At 63.2% G+C, this 15933-nt stretch carries 15 protein-coding genes; 1 reads left to right on the top strand and 14 read right to left on the bottom strand.

Annotated features, from left to right (window positions below):
• Positions 1-3: 3 nt before the first annotated feature.
• The 12 genes from N7568_RS00805 to N7568_RS00750 all read right to left on the bottom strand — a co-directional run bounded on the left by N7568_RS00805 (position 4) and on the right by N7568_RS00750 (position 12514).
• Positions 4-525 carry a tetratricopeptide repeat protein gene (locus N7568_RS00805; RefSeq protein ID WP_261608024.1) on the bottom strand — a complete coding sequence of 174 codons (522 nt, stop codon included), beginning with the start codon at positions 523-525 and terminating at the stop codon, positions 4-6.
• On the bottom strand, positions 522-1613 hold the full coding sequence (gene aroB, locus N7568_RS00800; protein ID WP_261608023.1) for a 3-dehydroquinate synthase: 1092 nt from the start codon (positions 1611-1613) through the stop codon (positions 522-524). The genes N7568_RS00805 and aroB overlap by 4 nt, the downstream gene beginning before the upstream one ends.
• The gene (locus N7568_RS00795) at positions 1610-2176 is read right to left on the bottom strand and encodes a shikimate kinase (protein ID WP_261608022.1); all 567 of its coding nucleotides are present in this window, start codon (positions 2174-2176) and stop codon (positions 1610-1612) included. The genes aroB and N7568_RS00795 overlap by 4 nt, the downstream gene beginning before the upstream one ends.
• Positions 2176-3375, bottom strand: a complete 1200-nt coding sequence (gene aroC, locus N7568_RS00790; RefSeq protein WP_261608021.1) for a chorismate synthase — start codon at positions 3373-3375, stop codon at positions 2176-2178. The genes N7568_RS00795 and aroC overlap by 1 nt, the downstream gene beginning before the upstream one ends.
• A gap of 26 nt (positions 3376-3401) precedes the next feature.
• Positions 3402-4256: a shikimate dehydrogenase family protein gene (locus N7568_RS00785; RefSeq protein ID WP_261608020.1), complete on the bottom strand. Its 855-nt coding sequence runs from the start codon at positions 4254-4256 to the stop codon at positions 3402-3404.
• Entirely contained in the window at positions 4253-6034 is a 1782-nt protein-coding gene (mltG, locus tag N7568_RS00780) for an endolytic transglycosylase MltG (protein ID WP_261608019.1), read from the bottom strand. The genes N7568_RS00785 and mltG overlap by 4 nt, the downstream gene beginning before the upstream one ends.
• The gene (gene ruvX / locus N7568_RS00775) at positions 6031-6621 is read right to left on the bottom strand and encodes a Holliday junction resolvase RuvX (protein ID WP_261608018.1); all 591 of its coding nucleotides are present in this window, start codon (positions 6619-6621) and stop codon (positions 6031-6033) included. Before ruvX ends, mltG begins: the two co-directional genes overlap by 4 nt.
• Positions 6622-6623: 2 nt before the next feature.
• Positions 6624-9302 carry an alanine--tRNA ligase gene (gene alaS / locus N7568_RS00770; protein WP_261608017.1) on the bottom strand — a complete coding sequence of 893 codons (2679 nt, stop codon included), beginning with the start codon at positions 9300-9302 and terminating at the stop codon, positions 6624-6626.
• A 115-nt stretch (positions 9303-9417) separates the two neighbouring features.
• On the bottom strand, positions 9418-9648 hold the full coding sequence (locus tag N7568_RS00765) for a hypothetical protein (protein ID WP_261608016.1): 231 nt from the start codon (positions 9646-9648) through the stop codon (positions 9418-9420).
• Positions 9649-9670: 22 nt separating this feature from the next.
• On the bottom strand, positions 9671-10045 hold the full coding sequence (locus N7568_RS00760) for a DUF948 domain-containing protein (RefSeq protein WP_011774967.1): 375 nt from the start codon (positions 10043-10045) through the stop codon (positions 9671-9673).
• A gap of 158 nt (positions 10046-10203) precedes the next feature.
• Complete coding sequence (gene rpsD / locus N7568_RS00755; protein ID WP_011774968.1) at positions 10204-10824, bottom strand: 30S ribosomal protein S4; 621 nt, start codon at positions 10822-10824, stop codon at positions 10204-10206.
• 205 nt (positions 10825-11029) lie between these two features.
• Complete coding sequence (locus N7568_RS00750) at positions 11030-12514, bottom strand: replication-associated recombination protein A (RefSeq protein WP_261608015.1); 1485 nt, start codon at positions 12512-12514, stop codon at positions 11030-11032.
• Between the two features lie 41 nt (positions 12515-12555).
• Here N7568_RS00750 and N7568_RS00745 point away from each other — a divergent pair, with 41 nt between their 5' ends.
• A complete protein-coding gene (locus N7568_RS00745) occupies positions 12556-13164 on the top strand; it encodes a Vms1/Ankzf1 family peptidyl-tRNA hydrolase (protein ID WP_261608014.1) in 609 nt (202 codons plus the stop codon).
• Here the strand turns inward: N7568_RS00745 and N7568_RS00740 are convergent.
• Together N7568_RS00740 and aspS are read right to left on the bottom strand one after the other, a co-directional pair.
• Positions 13161-13934: a GNAT family N-acetyltransferase gene (locus N7568_RS00740; RefSeq protein ID WP_306422508.1), complete on the bottom strand. Its 774-nt coding sequence runs from the start codon at positions 13932-13934 to the stop codon at positions 13161-13163. The genes N7568_RS00745 and N7568_RS00740 overlap by 4 nt on opposite strands.
• Before the next feature lie 101 nt (positions 13935-14035).
• The gene (gene aspS / locus N7568_RS00735; RefSeq protein WP_261608012.1) at positions 14036-15829 is read right to left on the bottom strand and encodes an aspartate--tRNA ligase; all 1794 of its coding nucleotides are present in this window, start codon (positions 15827-15829) and stop codon (positions 14036-14038) included.
• Positions 15830-15933 lie beyond the last annotated feature (104 nt).

Genomic DNA, 15933 nt, shown 5'->3' with positions numbered 1-15933 from the left:
CTTTCAGGAAGCGACTTCGAGTACGTTGCGGGCCCTCTGCAGGGCTACGGCCGATGAGTAGATCAGCGCCGCATCGGCAGCCATGGCGACCCGCAAATCCAGGGCCTTGGCGAACTCCTCGGACGCTGCCAACGCATTCCCGCTGACAAAATATGCCCGCCCCAAGTACTGGTGCACAATCGCTTCCTTGGAACTTCCTTGAACGTCCTGCAACAGGTGTCGAAACAACTGGACAGCCCGGTCCAGGCGGTTGGTGGCCCTGTGGACTTCCGCTTCGAAAATACGGAGCCGGAATGACTCAGGGTCTTTGTAGCGGGCTTCAGCCAGGAGTTCCGCAGCTTCGTTGGGCTGGTTTTCGAGCAGAAGCGCCATGATGCGGTCAGCGGGGTCATCCGAGGCCGCAAGAGCAGACTCCATGACTTCCTCGTTGACGACCACGGGCAGCAGGGTGTCCGGGTTCATCCGAACGCCCGGGAAGCCCGCGGTCGGCCAGTCGCTGACGCCTTCACGCAGTGCAACGGTCATGATGCGATCTCCTGGTAGGCGGCAAACAGGAGGGAGGTGTCGGGAACGTCCAGGATGCCGGGCTTGGCTACGCCGTCAAGGACAACGAAACGCAGCAAGTCGCCACGGGACTTCTTGTCCCGGCGCATGCCATCGAGCAGACCCTGCCAACGGTCACGGCGGTAGGTAGTCGGAAGTCCCAGGCTTTCCAGGATGGTCCGGTGCCGGTCTGCATCAGTATCGGACAATCGGCCTACGCTCCGCGACAACTCCGCAGCGAACATCATGCCCACCGAAACAGCGGCACCGTGCCGCCACGAATAGCGTTCCACCAGCTCAATGGCGTGGCCCAAGGTGTGGCCGTAGTTCAGGATTTCCCTGAGGCCGGATTCCTTGAGGTCTTGCGAAACGACGTCGGCCTTGACGGTGATGGCACGCTCAATGAGTTCGCGCACAACGTCCGAACCCGGGTCCATCACGGCGTCGGTGTTCTTCTCGATCAGGTCCAGGATGGCAGGATCGGCGATGAAGCCGCACTTAATGACCTCAGCCATGCCGGAAATAAGCTCGTTCTTCGGCAGGGTCTGAAGGGTGTCCAGATCTGCCAGTACAGCGGCCGGCGGGTGGAAGGAACCCACCAGGTTCTTGCCCTCGGCAGTGTTGATGCCGGTCTTTCCACCTACAGAGGCATCCACCATGCCAAGCAGGCTGGTGGGCATGTGGATGACCTTGACCCCACGGAGCCACGTGGCAGCCACGAAGCCGGCAAGGTCAGTGACAGCGCCGCCGCCAACAGCCACAATGGCGTCGGAGCGCGTGAAATCGTTCTGCCCCAGTACTTGCCAGCAGAAAGCCGCCACCTGGATGTGCTTGCCCTCTTCGGCGTCCGGGATTTCGGCCGTCAGCGCGGTGAAACCAGCGGTCTCAAGCTCATCGCGTACGGTATCGCCCGTCAGGCGAAGGGCGCGGGGGTGGATGACGAGAACGCGCCGGACACGCTCGCCAAGCTTGGCGGGAAGGGTCTCCAACAGGCCGCGCCCCACCACGACGTCGTAGTTCTCATTGACAGACTGGCCGGTCACCTTGATGACAGTTGCTTCGTTGCTCACTTTTCAACTTCCTCTTTCAAGGCTGCATGCTGGCGCAGCCGCTCCTCCAGGTGGAGGCCGATTTCCGCCACGGATCCCGAACGGACATCCATGACGATGTCCGCCAGCCGCTCATACACAGGACGCCTGGTGGCAAACAAGGCTTCCCAGCGGGTCATTGCATCGCCCTGCAGCAAAGGCCTCCCAGTGTTCCGCGCTATGCGGTCGGCGACTGTCTCTGCGTCACATTCGAGGTAGACCACGGTGCACTCTTCCAGCAATTGCTGTGTCCCGGAGTCAAGAACGGCCCCACCACCCAAGGAAATAACAGCTGGTTGGGCCTTGGCGTTTTCGATGGACTTCGCCACTGCCCGTGCTTCGATTTCGCGGAAGGCGTGTTCGCCACGCCCCGCGAAAATATCAGCGATGCTACCGTGGGCGGCTACCACCACAGCGTCGGTGTCCACGAACGGGAGACCGAGTTGCTGTGCCAGTTGCTGGCCAATGGCCGACTTTCCAACAGCCATTGGTCCCACCAGGACGACGGGACGGCCCGGACAGCCGTCCGCAATAACGCGGACCACTACCGGCCGACCGAGTCCAGGGTGGCCGGGATGCTGTCGAGGTAGCTCTGCAGGTTCCGCTGGGTCTCGGCAACAGAGTCGCCGCCGAACTTCTCGGCAACAGCCTCCGCCAGGACAAGGGCAACCATGGCTTCGGCGACAACGCCCGCAGCGGGAACCGCACAGACGTCCGAACGCTGGTGGTGGGCCTTGGCAGGCTCACCCGTGCTCACATCAATGGTGCGCAATGCACGTGGAACGGTGGCGATCGGCTTCATGGCAGCGCGGACGCGCAGGACTTCGCCGATGCTCATCCCGCCTTCAATACCACCAGCCCGGTTGGTCTGGCGGACGATCTTGCCTTGGTCGTCCTTGAGGATCTCATCGTGGGCAGCCGAGCCGCGGCGGGCAGCTGTGAGGAAGCCGTCACCAACTTCCACGCCCTTGATGGCTTGGATGCCCATGAGCGCAGCGGCCAAGCGGGAATCAAGACGCCGGTCCCAGTGGACGTAGCTTCCAAGTCCTGGAGGAAGTCCGTAAGCAAGGACCTCAACCACGCCGCCCAGGGTTTCGCCTTCTTTATGCGCCGCATCCACCTCGGCCACCATGGCGTCCGATGTCTCGCGGTCAAAGCACCGCAGGGGGTCGGCGTCGAGGGCTATGACGTCCCGGGGCAGCGGCAAGGGACGACCCTCAGGAACCGTCACGCTGGCGATGGAAACCGTGTGACTCACCAGCTCAATTCCCAACTGCTTCAGGAATTGGGCGGCCACGGTACCCAAAGCCACACGGGTAGCCGTCTCGCGTGCGCTGGCACGCTCCAGGACCGGACGGGCTTCGTCAAAGCCGTACTTCTGCATTCCGGTGAAATCGGCGTGGCCCGGGCGGGGGCGGGTAAGCGGTGCGTTGCGCGCCTGGTCGGCGAGGACTTCGGGGTCCACTGGGTCCGCAGACATAATCTGCTCCCACTTGGGCCACTCGGTGTTGCCAACCTGGATGGCCACGGGCCCACCCTGGGTCAGGCCATGCCGGACGCCACCCATGATGGTGACCTCGTCCTGTTCAAACTTCATGCGGGCACCACGTCCATAGCCCAGGCGGCGACGCGCCAACGCGTCACGAATCTGCCCGCTGGTGAGTTCAACACCGGCGGGCACGCCTTCAACAATTCCGATCAGAGCCGGACCATGGGATTCACCGGCAGTCAACCAACGCAACATATAACCAATCCTGCCATGTAAGGCGTCTAGAACACTCGCCGGGGAAGCCCGACTGAGTCGCACATCACATCTATGACGGCGCCGTCAACGTCACAGCCGCTGAAGCGCCTGATCTGCTCGGCCGCCTGATACATCAGCATCTCCAGGCCAGGGACCACCGCTCCCCCATGGCCGTGCCACACTTCCGCGAGGCGGCTGGGCCAGGGATCGTACGCGACGTCCAACAGGACACCGGCCCCGGTTCCCGGCAACTCTGCGAGCTCCTCGGCCAAGGGATCGGCCGCACGCGGCGGAAACGTCGAAATCACCAGGTCCGTGCCCGCCAGCGCGGTGGCCGCCCCGGTCAAAGGCCTGACGCTGAGGGAAATTCCGACGGCGGCAGCCGCGGCTTCCGCGTCGCCGGCCCGTCCCGCGTCCCGAACGAAAACGTCAACGTGCCTGGCACCGAGTTCATACGCCGCAGCCACAGCTGCAGCCGCCGTACCGCCACCACCAAGGATGGCGGCATGGGGCGCGGAAACCACACCGGCATACCTGACCGATTCAACAATCCCCGCAACATCGGTGTTGTAACCCACGCGAAGCATCGTTCCGCCGTCGCGCTCGAAAACAACCGTGTTGATGACGCCCAAGTGGGCCCCGGCGCCGCGGACTTCATCGACTTGCCCGATCATCGCCGACTTCAGCGGCATGGTTACCGAAAGGCCGCACCATGAGTCGTCACCACGGAGGGACTCCATGAACGACGGAAGGCCGTCCACGGTGACGTCAATCGCCGAGTATTCAATGTCGACGCCAAGCTTGGCGTAGGCAGCGGTGTGCAGGGCCGGGGATTTCGAATGCGAGATCGGATGCCCCAGGACTGCGGCACGACGACTCACACACACCGTCCCGCATTGGCCTGGCACCACGCGTTGTACTGCTCAACGTAGGTGTTGTGCTCCGCCAGCGTCTTGGAGAACTTGGTCTCCTTGGTGTCCAGGTTGATGGTCACCCAGTAGAGGTAGTCATTTTGTGTGGGCTTGGCCGCAGCATCGATGGCTGTCTTGCCCGGTGAGCCGATCGGTCCGGCCGGAAGGCCGACGTTGGCGTACGTGTTGTACGTATTGGACTTATCGGCCTTCTCTTCCTCCGTGAGGTGGAAGGACTTCTTGCCCAAGCCGTACGTCACAGTGGCATCGGACTGGATAAGTCCGCTGGTTTCCACATTGTTTGGCTTCAGCCTGTTATAGATGGCGCCCGCCACGTTGCCGTAGTCCGCCTGACCACCCTCAGCCTGCACGATGCTGGCAATGGTGACGGCGTCGTACTGCTTGGCGGGATCGGTGATTCCCTGGGATTTGAGTTCGTCCAGAGTGGTGGTTACCAGCTTCTGGACGATCTCCTTGGCCGGCGTGCCGAGCGGAAAGCGGTACTCCCCCGGGGCAAGGAAGCCTTCCAGGTTCTTGGCCTTGGACGGAATGCCGAACTGTGCCGGGGCCTGGTTGAGTGCATTGAGTTCCTGCATGGAGATGCCCGAACCCTTGGAAATGGCTTCCAACGATTCATTGATGCGCAGGCCCGCACTCAGGGCGAAATACATCACCTTTGAGGCGTCCTTATTGGCAAGGACTGCCACGGCATCGGAGTTCTTCATCTCCGTGCGGAACGTGAATTCGCCGGGAGACAACTCGGCACCCTCACTCAAGAATTCCTTGACGAAAGCGTCGGCGTCGGCCACAACCTTGTTCGCCACAAGGGTGTTGGCCACGGCCTTGGGCCCGGAGCCCTCAGCCACGGTGACATTCACGGACCCTGTTCCGGGTCCTGGATAGTCGGTGACCTTATCCATTCCCAGCAGCGGTTTGAGGAATTGCGCGCCGATGGCAATGGCGGCTACGAAGACACCGAGCGTGATCAGGAGTGCGAGGACACGACGACGACGCCTGGCCTTCTTCGCGGCTGCTTTGGATGATGCAGTTTGCTCGACGGGCGCAATGAGGTCATGGTGATGCTCGTCGTGAAGGTGCTCATCGGCATGGTGATCGTCATGGTGATCGGCATGGGCTTCGAAGCCGTGGTGGGCATCGTGCTCAGCGAAGCCAGGCAGGTGACCAGCGTCAACGAGGACAGGTTCGAGGTGTTCCGGATCTGAGTGTTCAGGATCTGAGTGTTCTGAAGCGACGTGTTCTGGATCTGAGTGTTCTGGATCTACGTGTTCAGGGTGGTGATGCCCGGGGACATCCTGTGAAGCTTCGCTGTCCTGATGGACCTCGTCATGCGCCGGTTCAACACCATGTTCCGGTTCAACACCATGTTCCGGTTCAGTGGGGTTCGACGCGACAGGGGCTTGCACATCACTGGATTCGCCGGCATGAGCCGGCGTCGAAGCCGTAGCGTCGGGTATTGGCGCTGGAGCAGCAGGCCTGGCCACGGGTACTGGTGGAGCCACGGGCACCGGTGGAGCAACCGGCGCGGGAGGCACTGCGGGAACAGGGCGGGGCAGCGGGGGTTCAACGTCCGCCGGCGGGGCGGATTCCCCGGGCGTTGCTTCAGGAACGGGTACGACGTTGTGGTTCTGCGTGGCGAGGAATCGTTCCCGCGCCCGCAGCTCTTTGCGGGTCAGTGGCATGCCGCCACCGGCGGTACCGCTGGAGGGGTCGTTGTTGACCGGGCTCACAGTTGCAGTCCCCTCGTAGAAGAATCGGGTTCACTGCCCGAGGCATCCCGCAGCGTTGGGGCACTGCTGGGTTTTTCGGACTGCGCCGGTGCCTGCACTCGGCGGCCTACGTCCGTACCTCTGGCTTTTTGCATGTCGATTGCGTGCTGCAGTATTCCAGCAGCGGCAACCTGATCAACCACTTTACGGTGGTTCTTGCTGCTCATGCCAGCTTCGTGCAGGTTGCGGTGTGCCGTAACAGTTGAAAGTCGCTCGTCCACGAGGTTCACGGGGACGTCCAAACCGGCGCGCACCAGCTCACTGACGAGGAGTTCGGCGTACACTGTCGCCATTTCAGCAGACGCGCGTTCCTCGCCCTTCATGGTGCGGGGAAGGCCTACAAAGATCTGCACCGCCCCCAGTTCCACGGCGTGCTTGACAAGGACGCGGACGTCGGCGTTCTTCTTGGCATCCCGGCTCACGGTCTTGAACGGGGTGGCCAGGATTCCGTCGGGATCGCAGATGGCCACACCGACCCGGACGCTACCGACGTCTACCCCCAGCTTGATGCCCCGGGGGTAGACGCCGCCGTTAGTACTTTCAGCCACCGTCAGCGCTTGGCTATCGCATCCACCACCGCTGTGAGGGCCTCAGAGACCTTCCCAGCGTCGGCGCCGCCGCCTTGGGCGACGTCGTCCTTGCCGCCGCCCCCACCACCGAGGATGCCGGCAGCCAGGCGAACCAGCGCACCGGCCTTCACTCCGGCTTCGCGGGCAGCCTCGTTGGTGGCAATGAGGATCACCGGGCGGTCATTGCTGACACCAGCAACGGCCACCGTGGCAGCTTCCGAGCCGAGGCGGCTGCGGAGGTCCAGGGCAAGGTTCCGGAGGTCGTCGGCTCCGCCAACCTGACCGGCGTCGTGGGCTACTACCCGCACACCTGCAGCGTCCTTTGCGGTACCCACAAGGTTTGCGGCCGCTGCTGCCAGCTGCTCCTTGCGGAGGCGGTCGAGTTCCTTCTCCGTTGCCTTCAGCTTGCCCAGCGTGCTGGCGATACGATCGGCCAGTTGCCCCGACGGAACCTTCAACAGTTCAGTGAGCTCAGTCACCAAAGCCCGCTCGGCTGCCAGGTGACGGAAGGCATCCAAGCCAACGAAGGCCTCAACACGGCGGTTTCCCGAGCCAACGGACTGTTCGCCCAAGAGCGAGAGGCTGCCAATGAGGGAGGTGTTGGACACGTGCGTGCCACCGCACAGCTCGCGGGACCAGGCGCCGTCGATCTCCACTACACGTACTTCGCTGCCGTAGTTTTCGCCGAAGAGCGCCATGGCGCCCAGCGCCTTGGCCTCAGCAAGCCCCATCACCTTGGTGTCTACCCGGAAGTTGTTCCGGATGGCGATGTTGGAGACCTCTTCGATTTCCGAACGTGTGGCCGTGCTCAGGCCCTCGCCCCAGGCGAAGTCGAACCGGAGGTACCCGGCCTTGTTGTACGAACCGCGCTGGGTAGCTTCCGGGCCAAGGATCTGGTGCAGGGCGGCGTGCACGATGTGCGTACCGGTGTGCGCCTGCTCTGCAGCGTGGCGGCGTTCACGGTCGACGGCGGCGCGCACCAAGGCATCGGACGCAATCTCGCCTTCGCGGACAATCGCCTTGTGTACGCTGAGGCCCTTGATGGGACGCTGGACATCCAGGACCTCCACCACGAAGCCATCTCCTGTGATGAGGCCCGTGTCGGCAGACTGGCCGCCGGCTTCTGCATAGAACGGGGTCTCGTTCAGGACCAGCTCAATTTCGTCGCCGGTGGCAGCATGCGCTACCGAACGGCCGCCACTGACGATGCCGCGGACCTTGGCTTCGCCCTCAAGTTCGTCGTAGCCCGTGAAGACTGTCTCGCCCTTGCCAAGGAGCTCCTGGTAGGCGCTGAGATCAGCGTGGCCGCCCTTTTTGCCCTTGGCGTCAGCCTGTGCACGCTGGCGCTGCTCAAGCATGAGCGCGCGGAAGCCCGCTTCGTCGACCTTGAGGCCGGCTTCTTCTGCCATTTCCAAGGTCAGGTCAATCGGGAAGCCGTAGGTGTCGTGAAGTGCAAAGGCATCGGCGCCCGACAGGGGAACCCCGGCAGCCTTCGACTCGGCCACGGCATCCTCCAAGCGGGCCGTACCGGAAGCAATGGTGCGCAGGAACGCCTTCTCTTCGGCATAGGCGATACGGCTGATACGGGCGAAGTCGGTCTCCACCACCGGGTAAACGCCCTTCATGGCGTCGCGGGAGGCGGGGAGGAGATCCGGCAGGCAAGCCTTTTCGACGCCGAGCAAGCGCATGGCGCGAACTGCACGGCGGATCAGGCGGCGCAGAACGTAGCCGCGGCCTTCGTTGGATGGTGCTACGCCGTCAGCGATCAGCATGAGTGCGGAACGGATATGGTCGCCGACAACGCGCATGCGGACATCGTCCGTGTGGTGCGGGTCGTCCGCGGACTCGGCCGAGGTGTACTCGCGGCCCGAAAGTTCAGCGGCCTTGTCGATCACAGGACGGACCTGGTCGGTCTCGTACATGTTCTCGACGCCCTGGAGGATCATCGCGAGGCGTTCCATGCCCAGGCCGGTGTCGATGTTCTTCTGCGGCAGTTCGCCCACAATGTCGAAGTCCACCTTGGAGCGGACGTTCTCAATCTGGTACTGCATGAACACGAGGTTCCAGATTTCGATATACCGGGTCTCGTCAGCGAGCGGACCGCCTTCGATGCCGTAGGCGGGGCCACGGTCGTAGTAAATCTCCGAGCAAGGCCCGGCGGGGCCAGGCTGGCCAGTGGACCAGTAGTTGTCAGCCTTGCCCATGCGCTGGATGCGCTCGGCGGGAATCCCGGTGTTCTTGAGCCACAGTTCCTTGGCTTCGTCGTCTTCTTCGTAGACCGTCACCCAGAGGCGCTCGGCCGGAAGTCCATAGCCGCCGTCGTCCACACTGGTGGTGAGCAGTTCGAAAGCGAACTTGATGGCGTCTTCTTTGAAGTAGTCGCCGAAGGAGAAATTACCGCACATCTGGAAGAACGTGCCGTGGCGGGCGGTCTTGCCCACTTCCTCGATGTCGCCGGTGCGGATGCACTTCTGGACGCTTGTTGCACGCTTGTAGGGAGGCTCTTCGCGCGCAGTCAGGTAGGGAATGAAAGGCACCATTCCGGCCACAGTGAAGAGAAGCGACGGGTCGCTGGAAACGAGCGACGCGGAGGGAACGGCGGTGTGGCCCTTGCTGACAAAAAAGTCCACCCAGCGCTTGGTGATCTCCTGCGACTTCATTAGCTGATTACTTACCCTTCTCAATTCACTGCACACGATGTGCGCGGTACCGGCTGGTGCCGTTCCGCAGCTTTCCATTCTGCCCTGTTGAGGGCTTTGGAGCGAACCGCTCCTGCTAGCGGCGACCCGCTCCGGCGTCGTCGATCCCCAACGCTGCCCGAAGATCCTCTTCGCGTTGATGCATGCCGGTCCGCACGGCGTCGGCGAAGTCGAACAAGCCATCAGCCATTCGGCCGACCGCGCGGTTCAACCCTTCGGGCCCGATGGTGGCCTTGGCTTCGGTGATCTTACGGAAGGCGATGACGCCGATTGCGACGCCGATGCCCATCCAAACAATTCTTTTCATGGGTTTATGGTCTCCCGTTGTTTCAGCGGCTGCGGCGGCCGGAGGAAGGGGCGCGGCGTCCGGCGAAAGCAGAACGGACGCCGTAACTGAACGCAGCCACCTTGATCAGCGGCGAACCAACGGTGGCGGCCACGAGCGACGACAACGCGGAAATATTGGCAGATGCATCTGAGACGTTGGAGGCAATGCCGTCAACCTTCTTCAGCTGCTGATTAGTGGTAGTCACCGTAGCGGTCACTTCGTCCATCAGGGGCGTGGCGCCGTCGCTGATGGAACGGATGGAGGTGCGGACTTCGTCAAAAACGCCGCCCAGCTTCAGGATGGGCACGGCCAACAGCAGAACAAGGAGCGCGAACACTCCTGCTGCGATGAGGCCCGCGATGTCGCCACCAGACATAGAACTCTTCTCCTAGGATCGTTGCGCTGCCCTGCACCAGCCGGTTCACGGCTTTGGCCAAGGCCTCCCCAAGTACCTTACCTACATTGGACCGGTACCTTACATACAAAGAAGCCCGCGGCGTGTGCCACGGGCTTCTTTGTATGCGCTGCTTGAATTTAGCGAGCGTAGAATTCGACGACGAGCTGCTCTTCGCAGATCACGGGGACCTCAGAGCGCTTCGGGCGACGAACCAGGCGGGCCTGCAGGGCGTCAATCTTGACGTCCAGGTATGCCGGCACGTTGTTCAGAACGTGTGCGCCGGCTGCTGCCACCTGGAACGGGGGCATGACCTCGGAGCGGCTGTGAACGTGGATGAGCTGGCCTTCGCCAACGCGGAAGGACGGGCGGTCCACGCGGATGCCGTCAACCATGATGTGGCGGTGCACAACCAGCTGGCGGGCCTGTGCGATGGTGCGGGCGAAGCCTGCACGGAGCACGAGGGCGTCCAGACGCATTTCGAGCAGCTCAACCAGGTTTTCACCGGTCAGGCCCTTGGTGCGGCGTGCTTCTTCGAAGGCACGGGTCATCTGTGCTTCGCGGATGCCGTACTGGGCGCGCAGACGCTGCTTTTCGCGCAGACGTACGGCGTAGTCGGAGTCCTGCTTCTTGCGGGCACGGCCATGCTCGCCGGGGCCGTACGGACGGCGCTCCATGTACTTGGCGGCCTTGGGGGTCAGAGCAATGCCGAGTGCACGTGAAAGACGTGCGGTACGGCGAGCACGAGTGTTGTTAGCCACTTGTGTCCTTCCAATTACTGCGGTGTGTCTGTGTTACTGGCCTCCATCAGGGAGAGCATCGGCCAACCGCTGCCTCTTGCTACTAGCCCGGGCGCACAGCACTATGGAGTAAATCTTCAAAGGGATTGTGCGTCGGGCCATGCCAGACAAGCAACTATCCTACCATGTGCAGGGCCGCCGCCCACCGCTTGCTTGTTTCGGCGGACTACTCCCCACGCACGATCTTGCGAAGCCGTTCAAGCCGTGCCGCGATGTCCCGTTCAGCGCCGTTATTGGTTGGCTCGTAGTAGTCCTTCCCCACCAGGTCGTCTGGCGGATACTGCTGGGTTGCCACGCCGTGCGGTTCGTCGTGGGCGTACTTGTAGCTTTTGCCGTGGCCCAGCTGCTTGGCGCCCGGGTAGTGCGCGTCCCGCAAGTGCATGGGGATACCGCCGCCAAAACCGGCCCGGACATCGGCAACGGCCTTGTTTAAGCCCATGTAGGCAGCATTGGACTTGGGTGCGGTAGCCAAGTGGACCACGGCTTCGGCAAGAACGATCCGCCCCTCCGGCATGCCAATCAGCTGTACCGCCTGCGCGGCCGCCACGGCCGTCTGCAACGCCGTGGGATCGGCCATCCCGATATCTTCGGCCGCGGAAATAACGATGCGCCGCGCGACGAACCGCGGGTCCTCGCCAGCCTCCAGCATGCGCGCCAGGTAGTGCAGTGCGGCATCAACATCAGAGCCCCGAATGGACTTGATGAACGCGCTGGCTACGTCGTAGTGCTGGTCACCGGCGCGGTCATAGCGAACGGCTGCTGCGTCCAGGGCGCGTTCGGTGTGGCGCAGTTCCACCAAGACCGGGGCGTCCGGTGCGCCGTCGCCCGCAAGTCCGGGTTCGCCGTCGTCGCTGTCCTCCTCCGCGTCTGCGGGGTCGGTGTTCCCGACGGCGGCAGAGTCACCGAACGCAACGCCGGCGGCGGCTTCCAGTGCTGTCAACGCCCTCCGGGCGTCACCCCCGGACAACCGGACGAGGTGGTCCAAGGCCTCCGGGCTGAGCTCCACCCGTCCGGAGAGGCCGCGGGCGTCTGCCACAGCCCTTTGGAGCAAACCCGAAATGTCATCGTCGGTAAGCGGCTTCAGGGTCAGCAGGAGCGAGCGGGACAGGAGCGGCGACACTACCGAGAACGATGGGTTCTCCGTGGTAGCTGCCACCAGCACAACCCAGCGGTTCTCCACGCCGGGCAGCAGCGCATCCTGCTGGGCTTTGTTGAAGCGGTGGATCTCGTCGAGGAACAAGACCGTGGTCTTCTTGTAAAGGTCACGCGCCGTCAGTGCCTCGTCCATGACGCGCCGGACATCCTTCACACCGGCGGTGATCGCGGACAGTTCAACGAACTTCCGTCCCGGACCCCGCGCGATCACGTGTGCCAGGGTGGTCTTGCCGGTCCCAGGCGGTCCCCAAAGGATCACCGAGCTGGGACCTGCCGGACCGGCCGCCTCGGCTCCGGCCGCCAGCTGCCGAAGAGGGGAACCCTTTCCCAGCAAATGCTGCTGGCCCACAACGTCATCCAAGGTCCGGGGCCGCATTCTCACCGCCAAGGGGCTGCGTTGGGACGCCATCCAGTGGGCGTCGGAAGGTCCCCCGGTGGCAGGCAGATCCTCCGACTCGTCGTCGTTGACTGCACCCGCACCAAAGAGATCTTCCACATGGATAGGCTACTCATAGTTCGAGCAAAGGAGACATCGACGTGGGCCGCCCCCGATCAGCCCCGCTGCCACAGCAGCCGGGTAACACCACCCGCACGGCTGTTGTACCGGCGGAGCGGCTCCTTGGCTGGGTCGAACGGTTCAAGGCGAGCCACGGAGCGCTGCAGGAAGATTTCCACGACGACGGGCTGCTGCTGCGTGCGGCTGACGGTGCTGCCGCCCTGCTACGCGCACCCTGGCTTGCTGACGGACGCCCGGGACGCGGAGCGACGGAGCTTGAGCGCCTGGCATCCCTTGCCGCCCAGGAGCGTGGGCTGGGCCTCGTGCTGGTGCGCCGGGGTGGTTACGCTGTGGCCTCGGCCAGTGGAGCAACGATCCTGGCGTCGAAGACCGGGAACCGCCACCTCGAGTCCAAGTCCACGGCCGAACACGCCGCACGAATTTTCGCCCGGCACCGCATTGAGTACATTGTTCCTGGCGGCGACCGCACCTTGGTGGAGCAGGTCCTTGCCCAACCAGCCCTCAAAACCGTTGCAGGCCGGACCCGCCTTGCTTTCCTGGACATTCAGGTGGCCAAGTCCAACGTCCTCCCGAAGGCCGCCGCCGACGCTTGCTCAATCCGGATCACAGTGACCGATCCTCCGGGCTAGCAGCCGCTGAGGGCACGCTTCAATGGAGCTTGCCGGTACACGTAGCTGCCGAAGTCGGTGAAACCCGCCTGTGAGTACAGCGACTGCGCTCCGTGGTTGGATTCGGTGACCAGCAGCCAGAATCCCTCAAGCTCCCGTTCGGCCCCTGCATTCAGCAACGCTGCCAGCACCTGGGTGCCGTATCCGCGCCTGCGATGCCCTGTCGTCGTCGCCATACTGTAGATACCGCCCCAGCCGTCCACCAAGGCAAGACGACCGACGGCGGCTGGGACGCCGTCGTCGTCCCGCACCAGCGCGTACAGTTCCGGACAAGCGGTGAGAATCTTGTGGGCGACCGACAACTCGGCCTCCCCGCCACGGCCGTCGACGGCCCACCACAACCGGAGCCATTCATCCGAAGGGTTCTCAGCGAGTTCCACACGCATTCCTGAGGCGCCGACCGGCAGACCGTCCGTGCCGCGGACCATGATCCTTGTTTCAGACTGCCGGGTGAAGCGTTGGCCGTCCAAAACAGAGTTGAGGGCAGCGCTGCGGGAATCCTCGAAGACCTGGAAAATCACGGGAAGGCGACGTTTCCGGTACCACTGAGCTGCAGACCGCACGGCCGCTTCGATACCCGCACGATCTGAACTGGCGGGAACACCGGCGGGAACACCGTTGGATGTACGCTTCGGCCACACGGAGTTGGCCCGTTGCGTCACTCCGTCCGAGGCGCGGAGTACCCACTCCCCTGCCGCTTCCCGTTCCAGGGCTGGCCACGCTTTGTCCATGAGTGTCTCGATGGTGGATTGCTCAACCACGGTCGGAGCACCTTTCGCTGGAAGGAACACCAAAGGCTCCCCACCGAGGTGGAGAGCCTTTGGCTAACGATCTATTCGGACTTCGTTTCCGGCTTGGCCGCCGGCTTGGCTTCCGGCTTGAAGTCGACGCCAGCCTCCTTGCGCTGCTGCGCAGTGATCGGCGCGGGCGCGGCAGTCAGGGGGTCATAGCCATTACCCGACTTCGGGAAGGCAATGACGTCGCGAATGGACTCCACCCCGGCAAGCAGGGCAACCACGCGGTCCCAGCCGAGGGCCATTCCACCGTGGGGAGGTGCGCCGTACTTGAAGCCCTCCAACAGGAAGCCGAACTTGGTTTCAGCATCTTCCTTGTCCAGGCCCATGAGCTGGAAGACACGTTCCTGCACTTCGCGCTCGTGGATACGGATGGAGCCGCCACCGATTTCGTTGCCGTTGCAGACGATGTCATAGGCGTACGACAGTGCGGACTCAGGGTCCTTGTCGAAGGTATCCAGGAACTCAGGCTTGGGCGACGTGAACGCGTGGTGCACGGCCGTCCACTGACCCGCGCCCACGGCGACGTCACCGGAAGCTACAGCGGCCGCTGCAGGCTCAAACATCGGAGCATCCACGATCCACACGAAAGCCCAGTCCTTGGGATCGATCAAACCGGTGCGGTGACCGATCTCGACACGCGCGGCACCGAGCAGGGCACGCGCAGCGGACTTCTCGCCGGAGGCGAAGAAGATGCAGTCGCCCGGCTTCGCACCGACAGCGTCGGCCAGGCCTTCGCGCTCGGCCTCCGTCAAGTTCTTGGCGACGGGGCCCGCCAGTTCGCCGTCCTCCTTGAAGAGGACGTAGGCAAGACCCTTGTGTCCGCGCTGCTTGGCGAATTCCTGCCAGCCGTCCAGAGTACGGCGGGGCTGTGAGGCACCACCGGGCATGACCACGGCTCCGACATACGGGGCCTTGAAGACGCCAAAGTTGGTGTCCTTGAAGAACTCAGTGAGCTCGGTCAGCTCCACGCCGAAACGCAGGTCCGGCTTGTCCGAACCGTACTTGGCCATCGCGTCCAGGTACGTCATCCGGCGGATCGGGGTCGGGATTTCCACGTCAATCAACTGCCACAGTGCCTTGACGATTGCTTCGCCGAGCTCAATGACGTCGTCCTGGTCAACGAAGCTGGCTTCGATGTCCAGCTGCGTGAATTCGGGCTGGCGGTCCGCCCGGAAGTCTTCATCGCGGTAGCAGCGGGCAATCTGGTAGTACTTTTCAAAACCGCCCACTTGGAGGAGCTGCTTGAAAAGCTGCGGTGACTGCGGAAGCGCGTACCAGGAGCCTGGAGCCAGGCGTGCCGGAACGACGAAGTCGCGGGCGCCTTCCGGCGTCGAACGCGTCAGCGTGGGAGTTTCAATTTCGACGTAACCACGCTGGTGCAGCAACTCGCGGGCCACGCGGTTGGCCTCCGAACGCAGGCGCATGTTGCGTGCGGGGCCAGGGCGGCGAAGGTCCAGGTAGCGGTGCTTAAGGCGGGCTTCCTCGCCAACTTCAACGTGCTCGTCGATCTGGAACGGAAGCGGCTCGGAAGTGTTGAGGATAACCACCTTATCGGCGATGACCTCGATCCCACCTGTTGCCAGGGCCGGGTTTTCGTTGCCTTCGGGACGCTTGTTGACGGTACCCGTCACCTGCAGGACGTACTCGTTCCGCAAGCCATGGAAGACCTCTTCCTCACGGACAACCACCTGGGCGACACCGGACGCGTCACGCAGGTCAACGAATGCAACGCCACCGTGATCACGGCGGCGGCCCACCCAGCCGGCCAGGGTAACGGTTTGTCCAATGTGCTCGGAGCGAAGTGATCCGAGGTCATGTGTGCGCAGCACAGCATTCCTTTCAGCATGAAAATTTATAGGGACCGCTGCAAGGCGGTCCCGTCCGAGTTTACCCGCACCGGCCGCGGCTCCCGCCAACCGGCGGAACAAGCGCT

The sequence above is a fragment of the Paenarthrobacter aurescens genome (assembly GCF_025421775.1).
GTDB lineage: Bacteria > Actinomycetota > Actinomycetes > Actinomycetales > Micrococcaceae > Arthrobacter > Arthrobacter aurescens_B.
The sequence above is the reverse complement of the archived record's forward strand: the minus strand, read 5'-3'. Positions and strand labels throughout refer to the sequence as shown.

What these genes read in the sequence shown, in the direction of transcription:
- N7568_RS00805 (WP_261608024.1), bottom strand. Translation starts at nt 525, where the DNA reads ATGACCGTTGCACTGCGTGAAGGCGTCAGCGACTGGCCGACCGCGGGC.
- aroC (WP_261608021.1), bottom strand. Translation starts at nt 3,375, where the DNA reads ATGTTGCGTTGGTTGACTGCCGGTGAATCCCATGGTCCGGCTCTGATC.
- alaS (WP_261608017.1), bottom strand. Translation starts at nt 9,302, where the DNA reads ATGAAGTCGCAGGAGATCACCAAGCGCTGGGTGGACTTTTTTGTCAGC.
- N7568_RS00765 (WP_261608016.1), bottom strand. Translation starts at nt 9,648, where the DNA reads ATGAAAAGAATTGTTTGGATGGGCATCGGCGTCGCAATCGGCGTCATC.
- N7568_RS00760 (WP_011774967.1), bottom strand. Translation starts at nt 10,045, where the DNA reads ATGTCTGGTGGCGACATCGCGGGCCTCATCGCAGCAGGAGTGTTCGCG.
- N7568_RS00740 (WP_306422508.1), bottom strand. Translation starts at nt 13,934, where the DNA reads ATGGACAAAGCGTGGCCAGCCCTGGAACGGGAAGCGGCAGGGGAGTGG.